We start from the raw sequence: 24,810 nt of genomic DNA, 5'->3' as shown, positions 1-24,810 counted from the left end.
AAAAGGCCGGCCTATTTTCAAACCGGCCTTTTCAACCCAAAATCAGCGTTAATTCTGTCGTTATTCCTGGGTTATGTCATCAAAATAGTAGATTGCCTCCGTAGCAACCGGTACTTGGTTGGACTCATCATAATCTGGGAAGATGACGATTTTATCATAACCATCGGTCAGATCAAGCGGTGTCGATGAAAAATCGAATGTCAACTCAACCCAGGTGTTGGCTTCCGTAACCGTTTGGTCTACGTTGTAGGTGACAATGGGGCCTTGGTTCCCTTCTTTCTCCAACTGAAAGCGTACATTGACACCTGCATTTGGTGACCATATTTTCATTTTAAAAGTTGTACCGCCCGTCGCTGAAAGGTCTTGTGGAAAGACATTAAACGCTCCTGAATACCAGGCGGAGCCTACAATTTTGTTAAACTGATATACCGTGGCCGATGTATTGATCCCACTTTGATCGGGGTTGGTCGCATTAGCACCATTGGCACCATTGTCAAAGGCACCTGTCAATGTACCGCCATCCTCAAAATCTACAACGATTCCAGAACCATCACCTGTATTTCCACCGCCGGTACCTCCTCCGGATCCTGTGTCACACGTAGCATTGAAAGCGACTGTATCCAAGATGTCAGGGGCCGTAGATCTCCAGTTTCCTGCAAAAGATAACTTACTCCACTCAATGAAAAGTTCTACATTTTCAGGTGCTCCATTGGGGAAGAAAAATTCTCCCGCCCAAACTCCGGGTGAAACTTCCATAGGTGCCATTGAAATACCGGCATCGTTAGGAACCCACGCGCCAGCGGGCAATACCAATAAGTCGACCGGGTCGCTATCCGCGGAAGAGATTTCAACGCGCATGGTAGTAGCGTTTACGTTAAAAACGGACAAGAAAATATCTGAACCTGCATCACCCCCAAAGGCTTGGATCTGGGTGTTACAAAAAGCGGTCACCTCACCGGTACCTCCGCCATTTCCTGGGTTGGAATCACTGCCATCGCCACCTTCAACCAAGGAGACATTATCAATAACCACTACACCAACTTCACCTCCCATATCAAATAGGACCCGACTATTGGCGCCACCAAAATCAGAAGCGGCCAATTGCAACGTAAACGTTTGCGTCTCAGGGGTCAGGTTTACAGAAACGCTCGTGTTTGTAAACGGTGCTTCATTCAAACCGATTCCGGCTAACATCGTGCGTTCACGATCGGAAGAAGCATCAAAGGTCAAGATATAGTTGGTTCCTTGGGTAATTGCCACAACTTGGCTAAGGTTTACGTCGAATACGTTACCTGCGGCCATGACATTTGCAAAATTGAAGCTGTTTCCACCATCTTCCTGTACGTTGGCCGCATTCCCGATCCATGGGGTTACGCCTCCCTCAAAATCACCATTGGTCAATAGTCCGCTGTCAAAACCACTATCACCACCTCCGGTGTTGGAATCACTACCATCTCCGCCCTCAACTAAGGATACATTGTCTATTACCACGGTACCTATGGCTGCGCCCATATCGAACAATACGCGACTATTGGACCCGCCAAAATCAGTTGCGGCGAGTTGTAGCTCAAAGGTTTGGGTTGCCGTTGTCAAGTTAATTTCCACGTTTGTATTGGTGAAAGGGGCCTCGTTTAACCCTATACCTGCCAATATGGTCCTTTCCCTGTCCGATGAAGCATCAAACTTTAAAATGTAATTGGTGCCTTGGGTTATGGCCACAACTTGGCTCAAGTTCACATCAAATGGGTTACCCGCTGCCTGTACATCTGCAAAATTAAAGCTGTTTCCCCCGTCTTCCTGTACGTTGGCAGCATTGCCAATCCAAGGTTCCACACCGGCCTCAAAATCGCCATTGGTAAGCAGGCCACTATCAAAATCGTTTCCTCCATCTCCACCATCGCCTCCGTCATCCGGTATGGTAATCGTAAAGTTCGCGGTGGCCGTATCAGAATCACCGGCCACATTTGAGGCTGTCAATGTTACCGTATAGTCCCCATTTTCATAGACCTGTGTGGGGTTTTTGGCCGTAGACGTATTTCCATTTCCAAAATTCCACGAATAGGTAGTGGCGTTTTGGGAATTGTTGGTAAACGTGACCGTACCCGTGGTCTGGTCTATGGATTGGGTGAAACTTGCAACAACTTCCGGTAAAACTTCATCATCATCACTACATCCAAGAAATAAAAGCAATAAAGCCGACATGGAAATTAATTTCCCTTTTTTAAAAAATGATTTCATAGTTAAATGTTTAATTAGTCAATTTTCTGTTTATAAAGCAATTCCTTAATTAAATACGCGTACATAGTCTACCAGCATAGTCTGGGGAAACCGGGTTTCAGAATTGGGTGGCCCCACGAAATTTCCTCCTACCGCTACGTTCATTAATAGAAAGAATGGCTTATTAAAAACCCATTCCCCAGTTACATCTTCTGGAGTTATTTGGTTGTAGAGCACATCGTCCACATAGAAGTTGATGGCAACTGGAGACCATTCAATACCAAAAATGTGATACCCCGTATCGAACCTGTCGTTGCGCAGTTCATATTCCTTTGAAATGGCATTTCCCGCCGAATAGCCTGGACCGTGCACACTACCAACTAAGATGGTGGGGTTTTGACCCCTGTATTCCATGATATCGATTTCACCGGCTCCGGGCCACGGGTTCTCATCAATATCCGCACCCAACATCCAAAAGGCGGGCCAAATTCCTTGGCCTGTTGGTAATTGTATTCTTGCTTCAAAACGACCATAAGCCTGTTCAAATCGGTTTTTGGTCAACAATCGGGCGGATGTATAGCCCACACCCTGGAAGGATTCCTGGCGGACCGTAATTTTTAAGTTGCCGTTTTCTATGGCCACGTTCGTTGGACGATCTGTGTAATACTGCAATTCTTGGTTTCCCCAACCGTCGCCATTAGGTCCCCGTCCAATATCAAAGCCCCATACATCTGGATTTGGGGCACCGTCTGTATCGAATTCCTCCGAAAGTACCACATTGGTCAAGGTCGTTACCGTCTGGGTTTCATCCACCTCACACCCGATGAATGAGCTGATAAAAAGGCCCATAAAAACTTGATACACAGTATTTTTCACAATCTTTCTTTTTCTATTAAGCATTTGAAGTTTCTTTTTCTTATTACCTGTAATAATAGATGTTGTCAACAAAAATGTCTGAAATGGTGCTGTCCGATACAAAGAACAATAGACCAATTTGTGAGCGATCGCCCAACCCTGTAAAGTCGGCCAATGGGATATCAAAACTGACCCATTCGTCTTGTCTTAGATCGGAGGCCGCCAGGGTCACCGAACCGGAGGTTTCGCCATTGCCAACGGAGTTTAACAATTGGATCCTTATAAAATCTCCCGGGTCAATGGCTTCATTGACCTTGATATCGATATGTAGTGTGGTCATGGCCGAAGCATTGATCGGTGCCACGTTCAAGAAAGTACCAATGCCCACAAAGTTGAGTTGGGTATAGTTGATGATCCTGTCCCCGTTAAAGTCTAGCGGCGGTGAGCCACCTTGGGTGGTTTGTCCGTCAGGGGTAAAAAAGCCATTAAAGTAATCTACCGCAACGTTCGCATAGGCATCGCTAAAAACCGAGATGACATCTTCAGGCGCCCGTGACGGCGGGGTAGGGGCGAATTCAAAGGCACTTTCAACATTCAGCTCCAAGGAACCTTCGGCAGGATTGTTTGCCAAGGAGGCTGTAATGGTTGTTTGACCAAGACCCGTAACCGAAATATTTCCCAACTCATTTACCTGGGCAACCCCATTATTTGATGATGAAAAGTCAAAGTACGACGGTGCGGCAATCACGGTAATATTTTCCCCGGATTCCAAGTTCACGGTTTGGGTAAGGCCGGTCAATGATTGACCAATGTTCACAAAACCGGGCTGTTGCACGTCTGCACCGTTTAGGATTGCCGGCCTCGGCTGCCCCAAGGTTCCGGTCTTTTCAAATTTTATTTCATCAAACCACAAGGTATAACCGCCTTCGTCAAATTCGTTTTCGGCACCCTCGGCTAGCCAAAACAATCCGGTTTGATTAAAAAGTTTTGAAGGGTCTGGTATGGGTATGGTGTATTTTTCCCATTGGGTACTTATTTGTAAATTTTGAGTGGTCACTTGGAATTTATTTCCTGTTTCCCCTTCGATACCAAATCCAATTTCGTTTATATCCGCAGCTTGGGATGCCTTGGCATAAAAGGTAAGGGCATCAAAACCGGACAGATCCCTTTTTACCGTTGTATTAAATGTGGCGCCTACAAACCCCACACCAAAAGGGGGCACGTCAAAACGCATGGAGGCATTGCCGGCAAAAAACTCTTGGGTATCCACGCTAAATGCTTCAGGGTCCGCTCCTCCATCCACAAATGGAAAATAATCCAGGCCTGCGGAAAAGGTATCGATGAAAACGTCTCCATTAGGCGGAAAGGTCGCAAACGCTACGTCTTCTGAAAAGTTCCGTTCACATCCCAACAGCAAGGTCAGAACAATAGCGGAAAACAAGGTATTTCTGGTATTGATATATCTGTTGTTTTTCATCATTCCGTTGTTATTTACCAATATTGATATGTACATAAGTCATGATTTCCCATTCCGATCCGTTGGGGAAACCTACAGGGCTAATGATCGGTTGGTTTGAAAATTCTTCGGCGGCATTTGGCGCATATCTCGGTGAAAATTCGTTCAAGGAGCGCCATATTCCCCGAATGCCTACTTGGGTACTTGGCAGGATGAACCAGTCCGGTTTGCCCAAGGTTGTGGAGACATCCAACATCAATTGTAGGGGAAACGTCAAGTTAAAATCACGATGGTAATCAAAAGGCCCCCAATCGTTCACCTTTACGTGGGTAGAAAGTTTATAATTCTTATAAATGGCCCTGATATCCCCACCAAATCGTTTGATAAGGCGTTGGCTATCACCGTTTCCCTGACCATTGCCGTAGTAGAAGTTACCGATAAAGCCCAGGTCCGGTCCTATTTTTGACACCATGCGGGAATGTATTTCCCAGAGATCCTCGGCAGGAGCCGAGTTGGGGAAGGCAAAAAACTGCCTGTTGGCCAGGAAGCCAATGTGGGCGTCCATGGTGGTTGGCAAGTGCCTGTAGACAAAACCGAGGTTCATCGCAAACGGGGCGTCCTCCGCACGGTCATTGTCCCATTCATACATCCAGGTGCCCGGCGTAGGATCAAAGGATATCAATAGTTCACTACCGATGGTCTCCCTGTTGGCACGTACCGAGAAAGGGTCGTCGATAATATTCCTTAAACGGCCCGGTCCTTGAACATCATTGGGCATCGCCTCTACCAATGGTTTCTGGATCATAAAATTAGGGGCGATCTGGAATTTGCCCGAAGCAATGGTAAAACCTGTCAAAAGGCTGGTAACGTTGCCACTTCCCGTATCGCGTAGTTTCCATCCGGTAAATGTCAATGTCTGGTCCGCCCCGCCATTGGCAATAAGCCCCATGGCAGAAGCTTGACCGTACCAATTAAATTTACCGCCTTCGTAGGTGATCTTGACCTTTCCGCCCCAGTTGTCACTTGCCTGTATACGGTCTTCAAAAACGATGTAGTTGCCCGTTTCGCCACGTACATCCTGGAACGTTAGGCCGTTCAATGGGCTTCCGGACCAAATGCCGCCCAGTTCCACTCCAAATTTTCCAAATTCACGCTCAATGGCAATTGCCGCACGTTCTGTGGGCCATGGGGGTATCACACCACTGCGTACTTGGTTGAGGTCCAATATTCGGCGACCGTTTTCATCCAGCTCCACATCGGTCTCAAAATCGCGATGATAAATGCCCGTAACGTTGAATTTACCAATATGCTTCCGGTATTTGAACAACATGGTAGGATTGGCACCCCACCACAATTGAGGCCCTACCGCGACCTTTAAGCCCTTTAAGGGTCCTTTGCCATCAATTTCAGCGCCCAAGATTTCCCCATTGTAAATATCGAGGTTTGGGCCGTAGTTGGCTTCAGGGTAAAATCCGAAGAAATCGCCTTCATAGCCCCAGTGGTAGTGCCCGGTCCTGTAGAATCCGCGAAGATCGAATTCCTTGGCGTTCCATTCAAATTCGGCCTGGTATACCCGTACCCTGTTTACGTCCGAAACTACTACATCTCCGCGATCGGTGCTCACGTCTATAGGCCGTGAATTGTTTTCGTAGAAGATTTCGTTGATGGGATTCTGGGCGACATTGCCCACCACGTTTAGATTCACTTCTGCCCGCATATTTGGAGCCGGGTTGCCTTCAACGCCTACAAAATAGGATTGCATATGGTCGAAGCCCAGTTGGTTTGGGAAGGTATTTGGGTCGTCTGGGTCTGGATTGTCGGGGGTAGTAATTAGACTTCCCCCCGTACTAAACGTAGCGAATTTAGCTAGTAAGTTGCTTATCCGTAATAAACTGCTTTGTTCAGAATTTAAAGCCGCCTTATCTCCCCTCGCCTTAAGTACGGCGTCCATAAGAACGATATTGTCAAAATAGTTTTCCAAAAAGTTCAAATCCATACCGGGTTCATATGGGTTCAATTTATGGGCCTCTTGCAATGCGTAATAAGCTGCCCGAGGATATAGGTCATAAAGTCCTCGTGAGTTCGTTTGACCTTTTGCGCAGATACCAAACCATTCCTCGTTCATGTTATTAACTCCTTCGCCAGCCAAATCCCTCGAATAGCCACCATTGGACCAGGAGGCATTATTGTCGTGGACATCGGCGTTCTTACGGTCGTCAAACCCATATTTCCACCAGCCATCACTGAACTGAAAGGTAAACCCTCCTATGGAGTTGCCAGCTTTCCCTAGACCTGCGGCATTGGCGTAGATTTCTTCCCAATTGCCCACCATATAATAGGCCTGAGATAATTGATCTTCCTTATTCTCCACCGCGTTGTATGCGTCCGCACCAAACTCGGTAAACATGATGGGCTTGTTCAATTTTTCCTTGACCACTTGGAACATGTCCCCAAAAGAAACACCTCGGTATACATTTGTGCCATAAATATCAACATCCGGACACTCCTCGGCAATAATATCTATGAAAAGGACATCGCCATTACAAATCGCAACGGGATGATTTCCATCGATGGTCTTCATTTTTTTCGTCACTTCGTTCATAAGGCGATACATGGGCCTACCACGTTTTTCACCAATGAACTGCTTTTCTTGTTCATCATCTGGGAAATCCTCCGTTTCCGCACCTTGCCAAAAAAGTCCGTAGTTGTTTTCGTTACCCAATAAGTACATAAGTAGGCCAGGAGTGTCTTTGTACTCTTCTACGAGCAGGGTCAATTCTTGGGTCAACAATGCTTGGGTTTTAGGATCGTCGTAAACAGTTACGGGTGTCCAAACACCATCTATGGTCAATCCATACCTGCCAAAGGAGTGATTGAGCAAGGTATAAATGCCATACTCCTCATAGATATATTTTATCCATTTGGCAGGAACCCCCGTATATTGTCGTATTACATTGACCCCCATGTTTTTTAACAGGGACATCTCCGTATCCAATCCCGCTTTGATAATATCGTCCGACTTTTCCCAAAATCTTGCATTTACCGTATTGGTACCGATGGGAATGTAATCCCAGTTCATCCCATTGATCATAAAATCCTCACCGTTCACCTGAAGCTTGGTACCATTTTGGGTTTGAACCAAGGCCACTTTATCTGTTTGGGAATAACCAGAGAGGGAGCAAAGGGAGATGAATAATGCGAGAAACCTAATCTTCATGTTATATTTTTTAAAGTGTTAGGAATAGAGATATGCCAAGTATTTCGTGAATCAGGCAATCTTTTGATTGTTTTTTTTACAGTTTTCTCAAAAATAACCTCGAATTTTAAGGTATTCTTAAATTTCACCGCTACAAAAAACATACACGGCAAAAAAACACTACAGAAATTCCCAAAACCCTAGTTTGAATAGTGTTTTACACCTTGTTTAGTTTTGTGTTCAATTCAACTAATGGGGCTAAAAAATAAAGCTTGTATAGGTGATGTAGTGGTAAAACAAACCACTGTAGGGTGGTCCTTATAGGTTTAAGATATAATCCACCAGGTTTTTGTCGTGTTCTAGGCCCAGTTTTTTCCGAAGCCTGTATCTCTTTACTTCAACACTTTTTGTAGAAATATTCAAAAGCGGTGCAATTTCCTTGGACGAAAGATTTAAGCGTAAATAGGCGCAGAGTCGAATGTCATTTTGGGTCAAATTTGTATGGAATTTGTTTAGCTTACCCAAGAACTCCTTATCGGCATTGTTGAAAGCTTCCTTAAATAGTTCCCAATCGTCATTCCTATTTAAACTTTCATCAATAATTTTTGTAATAGGTGTTTTTATAGTTGGGTCTTTGACCTTTTGCTCCAACTGTTTTTTTACCTCGTTTAAAACCTCGTTCTTTCTCAAAAGGCTCATGGTAGAAGCGGCGAGTTCACTACTTTTCATTCGAACGCGCTGTTTTAGCTGTTCATTTTTAAGGCGTACAATTTCTTTTTCATTTTCGGCCTTGGCGATCCGCATTTCCTTTTCTGTCCTTTCCACCAACTTTTGTTGTCTTTGTTTGTAATGTCGCCTGTATGCCAAATGCATGAAAAATAGTCCTATGATTCCCAAAACTGCATATAGTGCGATTGCCATATTCGTTTGATACCACTTCTTTTTGATGGTAAAAGAAAATGTTGCTGTTTTTTCGGCAAGACTATCACCAATTTTGGAACGGACCTCAAATAGGTAATCTCCATAGGGCAGGTTGCTGAAAGTTGCCGTATGGTTCAAGGACCAATCGCTCCATGTATCATAGATACCACGTAACCTATATTGGTATTTTGGCCGGATGTATTTTCCGTACTCTGGGGTGTAATAGGAGATTACTAAATTGTTCTCATGATTTTCTAAATCGCCTTTTTCGTTTTTGTCCAAAAGTTGACGGTTATTTTTTTCCATCGTGGAGGACGATACTTCGATCTCCGCTATTTCTACAATGAAATTTTTGTCCTTATTCTTATTACTGTCCAAAATAATATAGCCCAGTCCTGTTCCTAATATATATTTACCTGGATTTTCCAGGGGTGCGATATTTTCATACCCCGAAATACTATTTCTACTGGATTCACCCAACTCGATTTGTGTAACGACCTTTTTATTGTTCAAACTACTTTTTGAAACCTTATTGATGTTGTCCTTGGTAAAGAACCATATTTCATCATTAATGGCGGCCATTTTGCCGGAAGTATAGTTGGATTCCCCATATATACGGCTAAGGAGACTATCCTTAACAAATTTATCGGCATTATCGACATACTTGAAAACACCTTTTTTATCCGCATATAACAGTTCCTCCTTGGCGGAAACAATGGCCGAATTATCCCCACGAAGCAGGGTATCTATCACAACCGATTTGACCCTCTTAAATTCATTGTCGGGGGTAATTTTAAACAAACCCTTGTATTCATGGTTTACGAAAATAAAACTGTCAAAAAGCTCAACGAACCGGGAAGAATTTCCAAAACCATCGATCTTATTACGTAATTTCCAAATATTGTCCTTTTTTTCCAAGATATATAGACCGTCATAGGCCCCCTGTATCACAAGGTCCCCATAATTCCCTACGGGCTGGAGGTTCCATGAACCCTCAGTGCCTTCAATCTTCCTCGCTTTTTCATCCTCAATGACAAAGGTGCCAGTGTGATGACAGCAAAAAAGTTTCCCGTCTATTTCCTTAAGTTGCCATACCTGGCCCTCCGTACCTTGTACAAATTGAAAATTGGACTTTGAATTAATGGGCTTATAAAACAGCCCTTGATTGGTACCTACATAAACCCTTTCATTAAATACTAGGGCGCTGTACACGCTTCCAATATCCCCAACGATATCGTCATAAATCAAAAAAGGAGAATTTAGGTCTACATGTCCAAGACCGTTATCAAGTCCAAGCCAGATGCTCTTGTCCATATCTTCGAACAACGAGAGTACCGTATTGTTCCTAAGGCCATTTTCCATGTAAATTTGATAAAGTAGCTTGCCTTCTGGGTTGAGCAAAAAAAGTCCATTGGATATGGTGCCAATGGCAATGGTATTATTTGATAGTCGTAAAGCGGTATAAACCGAGGCATCCGCCAAATTCACATCTATCTGTGTTGGCCATGGTTCTACTTTATCCCCTGAAATTTGATAGAATCCATTATGTCTGGTCAGTATCAGTATTTTACCATTGAAATCCATGATTTCAACAACCTCGTCACTTGTGACCGACACCTCATTATTGACCAGTTCCTTTTCCCCATTTTTAATTTTATAAAGTCCATCGTCAATAGTATGGTAGAAAACCGTTTTTCCCAATTTCCAAATCCTTGGCAAGGTCGTTCTTGCCTCTAGATATTCCAATGTTTGCCTTGCCTCGTCATAGATGTATATCCGTTTTTTGGACTGGAACAGGACTAGGTTATCTACTTTTAGGATATTCCAAAACTCCTCGTCCTCTAAGAGTTTGTCCCGGAACCTGTTGGAAAGGGATTCATATATCAATGTACCTACCTGGTTTTTTGTCCAATATCCAAATTCCATGTAGCAACCGGTGTAGATTTTTTCATCGATTACTCTTACAGACCGCATAATCGTTTGATTGGGAGACGGATATAAGAACCATTCTGCACCATTAAACTCAAGAAGCCCTTTGTTGTTCGCTACATAGATAAGGCGATCATTGGACTGTGAGATTGACCAGTTTTGGTTTTCCGCACCAAAATCTGAAGGTGAAAAATTCTTGATTGGCGGAAGTTCCTGACCCTTTACAATAGAAGTGAATATTACAAGAAATAATACAACGTTTTTCAACTATAATTAATCTTTTTCTTAAAGATATAATTTTTACACATCTTTAGGACAGTGTTGTTTATCGTAATTATTGCAGCAAACTTTCATCAAAAAACAAAACCTCATTGAACTGAGCTTTTGATAAATAATACTGGGAATTTAGAAAAGTCAGCAAATCTTGTATATACTTTAAACCGTGATGGGGTATTATTATGCAAGATTAAAGGTTTTGTTTGAATTTTTGCGGGTGATTTTTGCTTATATATTACTGCATTTGATTGATTATATTTTATCAAATACGTTGAATGAACTTGGAGGTTACACGATTTGATTCTGAATCAAACATAGTATTTGGTGCCACAAGGTGTGAGAGTTCGAGTCTCTTCGCCTGTACAAAGGGAAAAGCCGACTTTTAGAAGTCGGCTTTTTTGTTAATCAAAAATATGTGGAACTACATTTGATATTTGGTAGATCAATCCTTCTTCGAGTTTTCCCATTTTTCCACCATGGGTTTTAAGATCTCTTCTTCAACCCCATAGACCTTTCCTTCCTTTGCAAGGGGCATAAATTCGTCAATATACCGTTGGCTAAGGGCCTCGGAATCTCCGTATAGCTTCCGCAGGGCATCCAGTTTTTGGTGGAGGTCTTTCTGTATATTGGCATAGGCAGGGTCATCATAATAATTGTGCTGCTCCAACGAATCTTTTTTTCGGTCTATCAATTCCCAATAATCCATATCAAAATAGTAATGGATCAGTTTGTAATCCTTTGTAATTACCGCATAATGTCTGTTTACGTTGTGTTCGGAGGGGTGCTCGTAGTAATGGTAATATACGGCATCCCTGTCCCAATTTTCCATGTCATCGGTCAACACCGGCACCAAACTTTTTCCTTGCATATCCGCTGGTTGCTCCACTCCGGCAACATCCAAAAATGTTTGGGCAAAATCCAAGTTTTGCACTAGTTCATCGGAAACACTTCCAGGTTTTATATGGTTTTTCCAAGAAACCAACAAAGGTGTTTTTAGGCTTTCGTCATACACGAATCTTTTATCGAACCAACCATGTTCGCCCAAGTAAAATCCTTGGTCCGAGGTATAAACGACAATGGTATTTTCCATCATATTGTTGGCTTCCAGATAATCCAGCACCCTACCTACGTTTTCATCAACGGATTTAATAGTGCCCAGATAATCCTGCATATAGCGCTGATAGCGCCATTTGGCAATATCGGTTTCGGTCATGTTGGGTAAGTTCGCTATAAATTCATCCGCAATGGCCCTATAATAGGTGTCAAATGTAGCTTTCTGGGTGGAGTCTAATCGGCCCACCGTCATTTCATACCTACGTTTATCAAAACCAATTTGCTCCTCCAATCCCAATTGATCCATAACTTCTGGATATAGTTTACTGTCCGCTGCCCAGCCCATATCACCGTCAACCTTCATTTTGGCGACTTTTGCGGCAGGCATACCTTCATGGGTGTCGAACAAGGTGACCGGCTCCGGGAATTTTTTCTGGGTAAACTCGGCCATATGACGTTCGGCCATCAACCACGAGCGGTGTGGTGCTTTGTGCAAATACATAAGCATAAAGGGTTTATCCGCTTGACGTTCGTTTTCCAGCCAATCAAGGGTCATATCGGTTACAATATCTGTTACGTATCCCTTTACATTGATCTCGCCTTCGTTTTTTGTGATGAAGTCTGGGTTATAATAGAATCCTTGTCCAGGTAAAATCTTGAACTGGTCAAAACCTTTGGGATTGTTACCAAAATGCAGTTTTCCAAACATTGCCGTTTGGTACCCTGCCTTTTGTAGGAGTTGGGGAAAGGTAACATTCGTGGTGTCAAAAGGGGATACATTGTCTATTTTTCCGTTTAGGTGTGAATGTTTTCCGGTAAGGATGGTCGCCCTAGATGGGGCACAGATACTATTGGTAACGCTTGCATTCGTGAAAAGCATCCCCATTTTTGCTATCCTGTCTATGTTGGGTGTTTCGATTAAGCGGTTATCATATGCCGAAATGGCCTGATAGGCATGGTCATCGGACATAATAAAGACAATATTTGGCTTTATGGGTGTTTCTTTTGCATCCTCATTACATCCAAAAAAAACAGAAACACATAGTAGAAGAGCTACAAAATTGAAGATGTTTTTGAATATTAGATATTTTGAGTCGGTTTCAGTTTTCATAGATAAAATATGTTTTAGCGAATAAATTAGGCTTTAAAGTAGTAATATTAGTATTTGGATTACATGTTTATCTTTTTTTGGGATACCTAGGGAATCCTATGGAGATCTTTAAAGGCGCTATATGTTGGTAACGTAATTTGTTGATATTTCTTAATTGAGTTCATATGTTGGATGTTAGTCAAAATTCATACGCTGTGATTGTAGTGGTATCATCGGATTTTTAAAGGTTCAATCTTGTTATAAGCTTTTGTAAAACTTTGAATTACAAATTATATGTTTATAAAGCTTCTCCAACTGCTGGATTAAATTAGTGGAGATGTATATTTGACAAGTATTTTAGAAACTTACCTATTATTTTGTTGGAACAAATGAGTTTGTAAGTCAATTGCATTGTTTTTTTAAATTATTTAGCGACTAATTCGGCCTTACAATTTGCATGAAAGTACAATTTAATTTTTTGTGATTTTATGTTAAAATATCAATTATTTTGAGAAATCAACAATATTTTGATGTGTATTTTAGAAACTTAATAATTAATCGGGTTTTGGGCATATGTGATTATTTTTTAACCCCTCCACCCCAAAATTCATGAATTTGATAGTTCTTCCCGTTTGATATTTACCTAAGATCAATTCCGTTAAGGTAATTTTAAGGAGTGTTAATTTTTTAACATAAAACAATCATAATAGGTGTGTTTGTTTAAAAACCGGTCGAACCATTGACATTAATTTATTTTAACTAACAACAATCAATATTAACTTAAACCTAAATTATTTATGAAGAGTACATTCTTTAAAGGTTTTCTGCTGTTTTGTGCATTTTTATGCATTGGATTGGCAAAGGCCCAAACAGTAACAGGTACGGTTTCTGACCCAATGGGTCCTTTGCCCGGTGCCAGTGTTTTGATTAAAGGCACGACGACAGGTACCCAAACTGATTTTGACGGTAATTATACCTTGAATAATGTAAATGACAACGCTACATTGGTGTTTAGCTACATTGGTTTTAAAACGGTTGAAGTTCCTGTAAACGGTCAATCTACCATCGATGTTACCATGGAGGAGGATGCCAGTAAATTGGATGAAGTTGTTGTGACTGGGTATGGTTCGCAGGCTAAGAAGGACTTAACAGGTTCCGTCTCTGTAGTGGATACAGAAGATCTTCTGGCAGTTCCTGCAACAACATTTGCTCAGCAATTGCAAGGTAGAGCTTCAGGAATAAGTATTATCAACGATGCTAGACCTGGTGGTGAGGCTACCGTGAGAATTAGAGGATTTGGTACCGTTGGTAATAACGCTCCTTTATACATTGTTGATGGTGTTCCTACTCAGTCTCAAGCAAATTTTAATCCAAACGACATTGAATCGCTTCAAGTTCTTAAGGACGCATCTGCCGCCTCCATTTATGGTTCCCGTGCTGCAAATGGAGTTATCATCATTACCACGAAAAAGGGTAAACTTGGACAGCCTACCATTTCATACAACTCCTATTATGGGATAGGTTCTCCAGAGAAAGATCCGGAGGCACTAAATGCCCGTGAACTGGGCGAGTATCTTTACTTGGCCGATATCTATGCAGGAAAAGTGCCTAGTCATGGTCAATATACTTTTGGCCCCAATGGAGAAGTTACGATTCCTGATTTTGTCTTTCCAAGTGGAGCGAACGAAGGTGATCCGGGGACGGATCCAAGTCTATATGCTTTAGAGGAAGGTAATATTTATGCCATTACTCGATCTGCGGACACAAATTGGTGGAACGAGGTTACTCGATCGGCCCCAATTCAACAGCATAATATTTCCGCATCAGGGGCCACTGAAAGTGCCAGATATGCATTTAGCTTGGGGTATTTTGAACAAGATTACCTTGTAAAGTTTGCCAGCTATAACAGGATTTCTTTACGGGCAAACACAGAATTCAAGGCATTCAACAATAAGTTGACTATTGGCGAGAATTTTACTGCCTCTTTTGACAATCAAAAAGGTAATTTTCAGAATGACCAGGAACAGAATGCGGTTTCCGCTGCCTACAAGCACCATCCGTTATTGCCCGTACGGGATATAGCCGGCAATTTTGCGGGTAGTAGGGGGGCAAACCTTGGTAACAACTTTAATCCTTTTGCGGTTTTGTCTAGAGATCAAGATGATAGGACTTATAGGTTGCGTTTATTGGGAAATGTTTTTGCTGATCTGGCAATTACTCCAAATTTGAGTATCCGTTCAAGTTTTGGTTTGGATAGTAGGGTTCAAAGGGAACGTGATTTGGGAAGACCGCAACCCGAATATGTTGAGGGTAACTTCATCAACAGTTCTACAGCAAGGGAAGAATATGAGTATCAATGGACCTGGACCAATGGATTGACGTATACCAACACGTTTAACGATGCCCACAACGTTACCGCTTTCCTGGGAGTTGAAAGTATACAACAATTTGAGGAACGTTTTGGGGCTTCTAGACAACGATTTGCCTTTGAAACGACCAATATTCTAAGTTACCTTAATTTAGGTAATGCCACTACAGCGACCAACTATGGTTTTGTGGAACAGGATTATTCGCTTTGGTCTCAGTTTGGAAGAATAGATTATGACTACAACGGTAAATATTTGGCGCAGTTTACATTAAGAAATGATTCCTCCTCCAGATTCCAATCGGCCTCCAGAAGTGCAATCTTCCCTGCATTTAGTTTGGGTTGGCGTATTTCGGACGAGAGTTTTATGGATAATATAGGATGGATCGACAACCTTAAATTGCGGTATGGATGGGGTCAGACAGGGAATCAGCAAATAGGGGACTATAATGCGTTTACCACCTTTCAATCCAACATTGGCACGGGAGGTTATCCTATAGACGGCAACCCTTCATCCCCTGCGATTGGTTTTGCGCCCCAGGCCTTTGGTAACCCTAACGCAAAATGGGAAACTACGACGACCAATAACATTGGTTTGGATCTTACTGCTTTGGATAGCAGACTTTCCTTTGAAATTGATGTTTATAACAGGGTTACGACGGATATGTTGTTCCAGATTCCTCCAACCTATACAGCTGGACAAGCGGATGCTCCGCGTTTCAACGTAGGTGGTATTACCAATAATGGTGTAGACTTGGCTCTGGGCTTTAGTGACAAAAAAGGTGATTTTGGCTATAGTATCAATACAAATTTTTCACACTATACAAATAATGTTGACAAATTAGATGATAATCCTTCCACTAGATTCTTAGGGGGTTCCAGAAGGGTACCATCGCTTACCGTTACTCAGGCAGGATCTCCACTTTCTTCCTTTTTTGGATTTAAAACGGTTGGTATTTTCCAATCACAGGCAGAGGCGGATGCTTGGCCGGAATACGGCACCTATAATGCTCCAGGTAAGTTAAAGATTGCGGATATAAATGGAGATGGCGTTATAAATGATGACGATAGAACAGTAATAGGTAATCCACATCCGGATTTTGTTTACGGTATCAATTTGGATTTCACCTATAAAAATCTGGCCTTGAACATTTTTGGAAACGGATCTCAAGGCAATGATATTTACAACTACGTACGGTACTTCGCTGATTTTAACACCTTCCAAGGTAACCGCTCAAGAAGGGCTTTATATGATGCTTGGCAGCCTACAAATCCTCAAGCAGATCCATCTACCTGGGTTGCTGCCAATCCAGGTGCCACCGTTCCCATAATGGATGCAAACGATCAAGTAAGTAGCCGTCCATCTTCTTATTTTGTTGAAGACGGTAGCTACTTTAGGATAAAGAACGTACAATTGACATACAATTTCACTGACAATCTGTTGAATTCACTTCCGGGAGTTTCCAGGGCGTCAGTATACATTCAAGGACAAAACTTGGCTACTTGGACAAAATATTCAGGTCTAAATCCCGAAATTCAAACACCAAATAGTATAGATATTGGTTACGACGGAGGTTTCATGCCTGTAGCAAGGACTTTCCTATTGGGACTTAATGTAACTTTAAATTAAAAAAATTATGTTAGATATAATTAATATGAAAAAGAGAAATTTTATTCTTAGGGCCGTCATAGCCTTCCTGGTAATAGCGACAGGCTGTAGTGACGATTATTTGAACAGGGAACCGGAGGGTCGGTTCAGTGAAGGTGATGTTGCGACTCCAGAAGGGGTTGAGGGTCTTTTAATTGCTACATACACAATGGTTCCAGGCGGTGGACTTACTGGTCAGACCTGGCACAATGATATTCATAATTGGGTTTTCAACATTGCCTCAGATGACGCTTTGAAAGGTACTGACGCCGGTGACCAGCCGGAACAGTCCTTTATTGAGGCTTACGATTTTCAAGCCTTCAATGTGCATATTCGAGATAAATGGAGAGGACTTTATAAAGGAGTTGCTGGAGCCAATAATGTAATCAATACATTGGCACTTGTTGAAGAAGGAATAACAGATGAAAGAAGAGCACAAATTGTTGCAGAAGCAAGGTTTTTAAGGGGACTCTTTCATTTTGAGGCAAGAAAAATGTGGCGTATGCCCGTTTACATCAGTGAGGAAAACTTCGTCCTTAACGATTTAGAAAGCACCAAGATTCCTAATGATCGTGAAATATGGCCATTAATTGAGGCCGATTTTGAAGCGGCTGCTGCCGTATTGCCGGATACACAAGGTGATGTAGGTAGGCCAACTAGTTGGGCTGCTAAGGCATTTTTGGCAAAAGCAAAAATGTATCAGGGATGGGATGACAATGGTGTTGCAAACACTGCTAAATTGGGTGAAGCGAAAATAATTCTGGATGATATCATTGATAATGGGCCATTTCAGTTGGTGGATAAATTTGAAGACAACTTTTTGGTGGCCACACGAAACAATGCAGAATCTATCTTTGAAGTTCAATATGCTATAAATAGTGCTACTGGTGATGCTGCTAATAGGGGCATTGGTCTGGCGCACCCATATACAGACCCATGGGGTTGTTGCGGTTTCTATCAAGTATCACAAAACTTGGTCAATGCCTACCAAACCGAGAATGGCTTGCCATTATTGGAAACATTTGATGATACAGATGTTTCACCAGATACTAATGCCGATGGTTCCTCAGTAGTGACCACTACATTAGACCCAAGAGTCGACCATACTGTTGGAAGGCCAGGGATTCTTTATAAAGGCTTTAAAATCTATCAAACCGATTTTGTACGTGATCTTTCCTATGCGGGCCCATGGTTTTCCATGAAACATGTTGCGGAGCCCGAGGCATTCGGTCAAGGTGGCTGGCAAAACCTTTCTGCCAATAACTATCGCATCATGAGGTTGAGCATGATTTATTTGTGGCTAGCTGAAGCAGAAGTTGAATTAGGTAACTTAGAGAGGGCGAGAGAATTGGTAAATGCTATAAGGAGTAGGGCTGCTAATCCGGAAGGTTTCGTACCTAATGCCATTCAAGGTGTAGAAAGAAACGATTTTACCATTGAAGAAGGTACGCCGGCCGCCAATTACGATATTGCAACCTATGACGACCCTTGGACCGATCAAGATTTGGCCCGACAGGCAGTACGTTTTGAGACGAGACTGGAGTTCGCAATGGAGGGTCATAGATTTTTTGACCTTCAACGATGGGGAGTCTCAGCCGAGGTTTTGAACGCTTACATTGCAAGTGAGTCACAACATCGTGCCTACCTGCAAGGTCGTTCTTTTACCGCTGGAAAGCATGAGTTCTTTCCAATACCCTTGGAAGCTATAGATCGTTCCGCATTGGATGGGCAGCCAACATTGACCCAAGATCCAGCATATTAGAAAGTATTTTTTTAAGTTAATTGTTTAAAATGCCCGAAGAAACATTTCCTCGGGCATTTTTCTAGTTTTGGATTACAGTATTAATAAGCGTAGGTATTAAAATTGTCCTTAACTATCTGTTTGATTGATTTCTGGATATTTCATGGAACGGATATCCAATTTTATCGACTATTAAAGAGAATAAGTTTCTATCTGAAAGATACCATTAAAGAATGATTCTTTAAAACTCTCGTTTATACATAGGAAAAGCGTTTTATGCTATGCCAATTGACTATTATTTTGGTCGTTCCTTTAATAATTCTTTTCTCTTTCTAAAATTCATGAATTTTACAGAATTGCCCTCTATTTTCAAGTTAAGTGACTGGTTTTTAACGTAAATTGTATATGTAGTTTAGGGCTACAAAAATGTTAGAGTTAGTTTTTTTAATTTCAAAAAGGTAGTACTGGTTCCCGTACTACCTTTTTCTTTTTTAAAATTGTCTTAACCTTTTTGTGTTTCTTCGTTTAACTGTTTTATGAAAAACGACGGTAATATGCCCTGTCTCTTTTTAAAGGCTGAATTAAAGGTGTTAAGATTATTATAACCTACTGAGGCTGCTATATAACTAAGTTTTCTGTTACGAAATTCTTCGTCCTGTAAGAGTTTTGTTAGGAGATGATTAATCCTAAGTTCATTTATGTAATTGTTGAAGTTAGAGCCTTTTTCAATATTGATTACTTGAGATAAGTATTTGGGATTTGTCTTGAGCTTTTCAGACAATTGATGTAGATTACAATCAGATTCTATAAAGAAAAGCTCTTCTTCCAGTTTTTTTAATCTTTTTAGTATTATTTCTTTTATGTTATCGTCTATAGTTGTAACAGTTTTATCGTCGTTTTTTATCTCTGCAAGTTTAGTGGGAATCTTTTTATTTTCTGTTCTTAATTGCGCCTCAAGATTTTCAATTGTTCGTCTGTAAATTACCTTGTTTTTTTCCTTGAATTTAACGTAGACGATAACGACGAACAAACCAAATACCAGAATTAAGACCAAAGCTGTTATAATGGCGGTTAATTCAGCTCTTTGTGACATGTTCTCTAATTCCAATGCCTGCTGCTTTAAGCCAGCTTCCTTTATCTTCCTTCTAGCTTCTAAAATAACGATGCGTTGCTCCTTTTCATTGTTGAATAAAGAGTCTCGAATGGCATCATACATTGTCTTATTCTCAATTACTTTATCCGGTTCACCTACTTTATCATATAAATCCATTAGAACCAAGCTATTGGATTTTATAACATCGAAAGCATTTATGTTTTCTGCAGCATCCACACTCTTTTCATAGGTGAGAATGGCGCTGATTGTATCCTTCGTTTTAAGAAATAGCTCCGCCTGTATCATCAGTGCTCTAGGTAGTCTGAATCTATAGTTGTTGGCGTTCACCATAGTTATTGCTTGTTCCAGGTAGTTTTTAGATCGTTCGTACTCCCCAGTTGAAAGGTAAATGTCTGCCATGTTCATGTAGACCACGCTTTGAATATAACTGCCTGGGGAGTAGAGATTTTTTTCCAATTTTAAATAAAAGTCGTAAGCCTTTAGGGCAGCTTCTTTATTCCCGAGTTTTGCGCACATTCTTGCTATTTCATCTACTTTTTGAAAAATGTAGTGGGTGTCCTTCTGTTCAATAATATAATCTAGTCCTTTCAAACAGTGCTCCAAAGCTTTTTGATAGTTTTCCAAACGGAGATAATAATGGGACAAAGCTGCATGGGCTTTGGATAAGATGAATTTATTTTTGGTAGTTTCGGCTATATCTAAGAGTTTCAGTCCTGTTTCCAAAGCCTTATCATATTCCCCTCTTTCGGTATATATGTCGGCTTTTAGGTTTTCAAATTCAGCGTACGTTTGTGGATATCTGCTATAATTGATTACTTTTTGTAATCCATTGATGACTTCCATGGAACGATTGAAATTTCCTTGGACAAACATGAGATAGGCCATATTGTATTTGGCCTTATAAATTCCATGTTGATAATTCAATTGCTCTGATACGGCCAGTGCTTCTTGGTTATAGTTGTTTGAGATTTCAATGTTACGGTATTTATAGAGGTGACATAATTGAAGAAGGATATCGGCTTTTTCCTTGCCAAAAGCATTGTCCTTCATCGCTGTTAATGTATTGATTTCCTTATATTTATTTTGATTTTTTGTTTCGGAAACCAATTTTTCAATTCGAGTAAAATACCCCGTAATACTGTCTATTCTTTGTTTTTGGGAAAATACTGATGCGTGTATTGTAATGAAAACAATAACGAATATTTTGGAGCTTCTGTTCAAACCGTCATTATCTATCTTAGAGAACTCTAAAATATTAAATTTACTGGTCAAATACTATTTCTGTTTTGCCCTATATTATTAAACTCATTTGATTTTCTGTAATTATTTAAAAGTTAGATAATTGAGAGATCAAGGGCTTTGTACTCTGAATAATGTAATAGAAGAACATAAAAAAACCCTCCATAAGGAGGGTGAATTAGAGATTGTAGATTTTAATCTATAATTGAAGGATTTAACGGTTTAAATTAGGCCAAACAAGGCCAATAAGGATCCTACTGCAACTACTGCCAAAAAAGCGTTCATCGCAATAATCAGAATTGACAAGTAAGCGTCAACCCCAGTTTTAAATGATAAATTGTTCATAACATTACCTACTTTAAAGTTATTTACAATAAAGTACGCATAATTAAATCTTTAATTGTATTTGTTGTTGTCTAACAGTGGTTTAGCGTTGTGTAAGACATAAATTTTGTAGTTGGACATCTTGAAAATTAGGCCTTTTGTCGATAATCTCGAACGTTTCGCCGATGTTATAAACAAAAAAGGATGGGCCCCATCACGGTGCGCATCCCAAATTTACATTTACTGTAATTACTAATCGATAATGCCCAACCAATCCAAAATTAGAGCTATTGGAATGGCCACCAAAATTCCTATCAGGCAGGCAATCATAAATTTTAAAAAACCATTGAGGAGTTTCACCCCAAAAGATAGTTCCTGTTCCATATTCTTATTAGCGTTCTTTTCTCGATAATCGAGATTCATACAAGCCAACTTCACGGCGGTTGTATAAATTTAGTTTTAATATAATCTCTTAGTTACTTTACTCTGAAAGTCTTCTCAATATACCGATTTTAAAACAAAGTTTCTGAAAAACAGGGGCTTAATTCGATTAAGGGAGGAAAATGCTCTTTAAAAAACTATAACACTGCCATGCCTTCAATTCAAAATTCAATCTTTGGTAAGCAGATGTATCATGGCAATTCCAGGTTTTAATGTGTCCAAAGCTTTGTTCCGTTTGGGCTTGATTTGTTTTTCAGGAGGTCGGGTTTTTAAAGAACTGGAATCAATTCTTATAGAGTCCATTTCCTGAGGGGCTTCCCTATTCTTGTTATCCCTCGAATTCACAAAGGAATCCCAACAAGAGCTAAAAATAAAGGGGATGAGAAGGAGTAAAGGATAGATGATTTTGGGGCATTTCATCTGTTCTATGACTTTGATTACTTTAAATATGTACGGATTCCTTCCATGATTTGGACGCTAGCCCCTTTATTATTTAAGATATATTGTGAATTTATCTGTCCTATTTTTTGGGAGGTTATTGCATCCTGAAGCAATTTGTCCGCAACACTTTTAAATCCTTTTTCATCCTTAATGGGAAGTATACCTCCCAGTTTCACCAAATCCTCTGCTTCCAAAAAACCCTTATAATTAGGGCCGATAATTACAGGAATCCCAAAAACGGCAGGTTCCAAGGTATTGTGAAGGCCAGTGGCAAATCCACCCCCCACGAAGGCCACTGTTGCATAGCTATAAATTTTTGTCAATACACCTATGGAATCTATAATCAATACCTGCGTGTCATCTTTGGTTTTTTGTGAAATACTGGAATATAGTTCGGCCTTTTTTTGAATGGATTTAAAGAGCTGGTTAATAGGGCCTTTTTTTATAGTATGGGGCGCGATTATGAATTTTAGGTCCTTTGGTGCATGGTTGATGTAGTTTGTCAGTATCCGTTCATCATCGGGCCATGTACTGCCCGCAACAAGGCATTTATTTTGTCCGCAGAAATTCTCAATAATTTCCAAGGTATTGTCCCTTTTCAAGATTTTGGATACACGGTCCAAACGCGTATCCCCCGCAATACGCACATTTTTTATGTTAATTCCTTCAAGTAGCTCCAAGGATAGTTTGTCTTGTACATAAATGTGCGAAAACCTGTAAAGGGCCTTTCGCATGAATCTACCGTAGTTTTTAAAATAGATTTTATCGGCACTGAACCTAGCAGAAATCAGGAGAATTGGGATTCCCCTACTTTCCAGGGCAAAAAGATAATTGGGCCAAATTTCGTATTTGATAAAAATGGCCATCTCCGGTCTGGCGGCATCCAAAAATGAGCGCACGTTCCGTGGAGTGTCCAAAGGCAAATACGTGGTGAGGTCCGCTGGAGAAGAGTTCTTTTTCACTTCGTATCCAGAGGGCGAAAAAAAGGTCAGTAGTATTTTGTGCTGGGGTTTTTCCTTTTTCAATTCTTCCAAAATAGGCAGTCCCTGTTCATACTCCCCCAAGGAGGCCGCATGTAACCAGATAATTCTATCGTTTTTGGTGAATTGAACTTTAAGCGACTTCACAACCTCTTTACGCCCATTTACAAATTTTGAAATCTTTGGATTTACAAATCCTACCAATTTTAGGATTTGCCAAGTTAGTACGACTATAAAGGAGTAGAGATGGCGCAATTTGATTTGTTTGCGACTAAATTACGGTTCTTTCCAGAAAATCATTGTGGCACGTTTCGTATTTTTGCCCTGCTTCATATAATACCACAACATGAAAAAGATACAAATGGTAGACCTTGGCGGTCAGTATCAGGAAATAAAGGAACAGGTCAATGCGTCCATTTCCCAGATATTTGAATCCACTTCCTTTATTAATGGTCCGGAAGTCCATGCGTTTCAAAAGGAACTGGAGGAGTATTTGGGAGTGAAGCATGTCATTCCTTGTGCGAACGGAACCGATGCCCTACAAATAGCCATGATGGGACTTGGCTTGAAACCAGGGGATGAGGTCATTACGGCCGATTTTACCTTCGCTGCTACCGTAGAGGTGATTGCCCTGTTGCAACTTACGCCGGTCTTGGTGGATGTAGATCCCGAAACCTTTAATATAGACATAAAGGCCGTTGAAAGGGCCATTACTCCAAAAACCAAGGCAATCGTTCCCGTGCATCTCTTTGGGCAATGTGCCAATTTGGATGCCATCATGGCCTTGGCGGAAAAACATAATTTGTTCGTAATCGAGGATAACGCACAAGCCATTGGAGCGAAATATTTGTCGGCCGATGGAACAAGGAAAATGGCAGGAACCATTGGACACGTAGGGGCAACCTCCTTTTTTCCGTCAAAGAATTTAGGCTGCTATGGGGATGGTGGGGCCATTTTCACCAATGATGACGATTTGGCGCATACCTTAAGGGGCATCGTAAACCACGGTATGTACGAGCGTTATCATCACGATGTAATTGGGGTAAACTCCAGGCTGGATTCCATTCAGGCCGCTGTGCTTCGGGCAAAGCTCCCAAAGTTGAATGGGTATTGCAATGCCCGTAGAACAGCCGCCAGGAAATATAATGCGGCTTTAAAAGGCCATAAGGATATTGTACTCCCAAAAACGGTCAATTCCTGTGAGGGTATTTGCGAAACCTGTGATTGCCATGTGTTCCATCAGTACACAATAAGGATAACCAATGGAAAGCGTGATGGTCTGGTAAGGTTTTTGGCGGAAAACGATATTCCCTGTGGAATCTATTACCCTATTCCCTTACATCGCCAAAAAGCATATTTGGATGCAAGATATGACGAGGCCGATTTTAAAGTGACCAACCAATTGGTGAATGAGGTCATATCCTTGCCGATGCATACGGAATTGGATGATGAACAAATCGCCTTTATTACCGGGAAGGTTATCGAGTTTATGAACGATTAAACAAAAACAAAAAGTACTTTTCG

General features: G+C 41.2%; 13 protein-coding genes. 3 read left to right on the top strand and 10 right to left on the bottom strand.

The features are described from left to right. Positions 1–60: 60 nt before the first annotated feature. The 6 genes from F0361_RS03295 to F0361_RS03270 form a co-directional block, all read right to left on the bottom strand. Positions 61–2,238, bottom strand: a complete 2,178-nt coding sequence (locus F0361_RS03295) for a PKD domain-containing protein (RefSeq protein ID WP_154917209.1) — start codon at positions 2,236–2,238, stop codon at positions 61–63. A gap of 45 nt (positions 2,239–2,283) precedes the next feature. Continuing rightward, the gene (locus F0361_RS03290) at positions 2,284–3,093 is read right to left on the bottom strand and encodes a glycoside hydrolase family 16 protein (protein WP_317131721.1); all 810 of its coding nucleotides are present in this window, start codon (positions 3,091–3,093) and stop codon (positions 2,284–2,286) included. 43 nt (positions 3,094–3,136) lie between these two features. Further along, positions 3,137–4,585 carry a carbohydrate-binding protein gene (locus tag F0361_RS03285; protein WP_246160796.1) on the bottom strand — a complete coding sequence of 483 codons (1,449 nt, stop codon included), beginning with the start codon at positions 4,583–4,585 and terminating at the stop codon, positions 3,137–3,139. Continuing rightward, entirely contained in the window at positions 4,560–7,745 is a 3,186-nt protein-coding gene (locus F0361_RS03280) for a glycoside hydrolase 5 family protein (RefSeq protein ID WP_154917207.1), read from the bottom strand. Before F0361_RS03280 ends, F0361_RS03285 begins: the two co-directional genes overlap by 26 nt. A gap of 297 nt (positions 7,746–8,042) precedes the next feature. Next, on the bottom strand, positions 8,043–10,841 hold the full coding sequence (locus F0361_RS03275) for a helix-turn-helix and ligand-binding sensor domain-containing protein (RefSeq protein WP_154917206.1): 2,799 nt from the start codon (positions 10,839–10,841) through the stop codon (positions 8,043–8,045). 451 nt (positions 10,842–11,292) lie between these two features. Next, positions 11,293–13,014 (bottom strand): sulfatase family protein, encoded by a 1,722-nt coding sequence (locus tag F0361_RS03270; RefSeq protein ID WP_154917205.1) that lies wholly within the window; start codon positions 13,012–13,014, stop codon positions 11,293–11,295. A gap of 776 nt (positions 13,015–13,790) precedes the next feature. On the opposite strand from F0361_RS03270, the gene F0361_RS03265 reads away from it, so the two are divergent. Beyond that, positions 13,791–16,988, top strand: a complete 3,198-nt coding sequence (locus F0361_RS03265) for a SusC/RagA family TonB-linked outer membrane protein (RefSeq protein WP_154917204.1) — start codon at positions 13,791–13,793, stop codon at positions 16,986–16,988. Between the two features lie 25 nt (positions 16,989–17,013). Continuing rightward, positions 17,014–18,768, top strand: coding sequence for a RagB/SusD family nutrient uptake outer membrane protein (locus F0361_RS03260; RefSeq protein ID WP_154917203.1), 1,755 nt, complete (start codon positions 17,014–17,016; stop codon positions 18,766–18,768). A gap of 481 nt (positions 18,769–19,249) precedes the next feature. Here the strand turns inward: F0361_RS03260 and F0361_RS03255 are convergent, their stop codons facing one another. From F0361_RS03255 to F0361_RS03245, 4 genes are all read right to left on the bottom strand, one after another. Then, on the bottom strand, positions 19,250–21,133 hold the full coding sequence (locus tag F0361_RS03255; protein WP_154917202.1) for a helix-turn-helix domain-containing protein: 1,884 nt from the start codon (positions 21,131–21,133) through the stop codon (positions 19,250–19,252). A 543-nt stretch (positions 21,134–21,676) separates the two neighbouring features. Next, on the bottom strand, positions 21,677–21,847 hold the full coding sequence (locus tag F0361_RS18650; RefSeq protein ID WP_161598196.1) for a hypothetical protein: 171 nt from the start codon (positions 21,845–21,847) through the stop codon (positions 21,677–21,679). A 186-nt stretch (positions 21,848–22,033) separates the two neighbouring features. Beyond that, positions 22,034–22,285, bottom strand: coding sequence for a hypothetical protein (locus F0361_RS03250; protein ID WP_154917201.1), 252 nt, complete (start codon positions 22,283–22,285; stop codon positions 22,034–22,036). A gap of 17 nt (positions 22,286–22,302) precedes the next feature. Beyond that, entirely contained in the window at positions 22,303–23,541 is a 1,239-nt protein-coding gene (locus F0361_RS03245) for a 3-deoxy-D-manno-octulosonic acid transferase (RefSeq protein ID WP_154917200.1), read from the bottom strand. A gap of 91 nt (positions 23,542–23,632) precedes the next feature. On the opposite strand from F0361_RS03245, the gene F0361_RS03240 reads away from it, so the two are divergent. Beyond that, the gene (locus F0361_RS03240; RefSeq protein ID WP_154917199.1) at positions 23,633–24,787 is read left to right on the top strand and encodes a DegT/DnrJ/EryC1/StrS family aminotransferase; all 1,155 of its coding nucleotides are present in this window, start codon (positions 23,633–23,635) and stop codon (positions 24,785–24,787) included. Positions 24,788–24,810 lie beyond the last annotated feature (23 nt).

This window comes from Maribacter flavus (assembly GCF_008386635.1).
GTDB classification, from domain to species: domain Bacteria; phylum Bacteroidota; class Bacteroidia; order Flavobacteriales; family Flavobacteriaceae; genus Maribacter; species Maribacter flavus.
The sequence above is the reverse complement of the archived record's forward strand: the minus strand, read 5'-3'. Positions and strand labels throughout refer to the sequence as shown.

Bases quoted from the DNA above. Each gene is read 5' to 3' on its own strand.
- F0361_RS03295 (WP_154917209.1), bottom strand. From the start codon at position 2,238: ATGAAATCATTTTTTAAAAAAGGGAAATTAATTTCCATGTCGGCTTTA.
- F0361_RS03285 (WP_246160796.1), bottom strand. From the start codon at position 4,585: ATGTACATATCAATATTGGTAAATAACAACGGAATGATGAAAAACAAC.
- F0361_RS03280 (WP_154917207.1), bottom strand. From the start codon at position 7,745: ATGAAGATTAGGTTTCTCGCATTATTCATCTCCCTTTGCTCCCTCTCT.
- F0361_RS03270 (WP_154917205.1), bottom strand. From the start codon at position 13,014: ATGAAAACTGAAACCGACTCAAAATATCTAATATTCAAAAACATCTTC.
- F0361_RS03265 (WP_154917204.1), top strand. From the start codon at position 13,791: ATGAAGAGTACATTCTTTAAAGGTTTTCTGCTGTTTTGTGCATTTTTA.
- F0361_RS03260 (WP_154917203.1), top strand. From the start codon at position 17,014: ATGAAAAAGAGAAATTTTATTCTTAGGGCCGTCATAGCCTTCCTGGTA.
- F0361_RS18650 (WP_161598196.1), bottom strand. From the start codon at position 21,847: ATGAATCTCGATTATCGAGAAAAGAACGCTAATAAGAATATGGAACAG.
- F0361_RS03250 (WP_154917201.1), bottom strand. From the start codon at position 22,285: ATGAAATGCCCCAAAATCATCTATCCTTTACTCCTTCTCATCCCCTTT.
- F0361_RS03240 (WP_154917199.1), top strand. From the start codon at position 23,633: ATGAAAAAGATACAAATGGTAGACCTTGGCGGTCAGTATCAGGAAATA.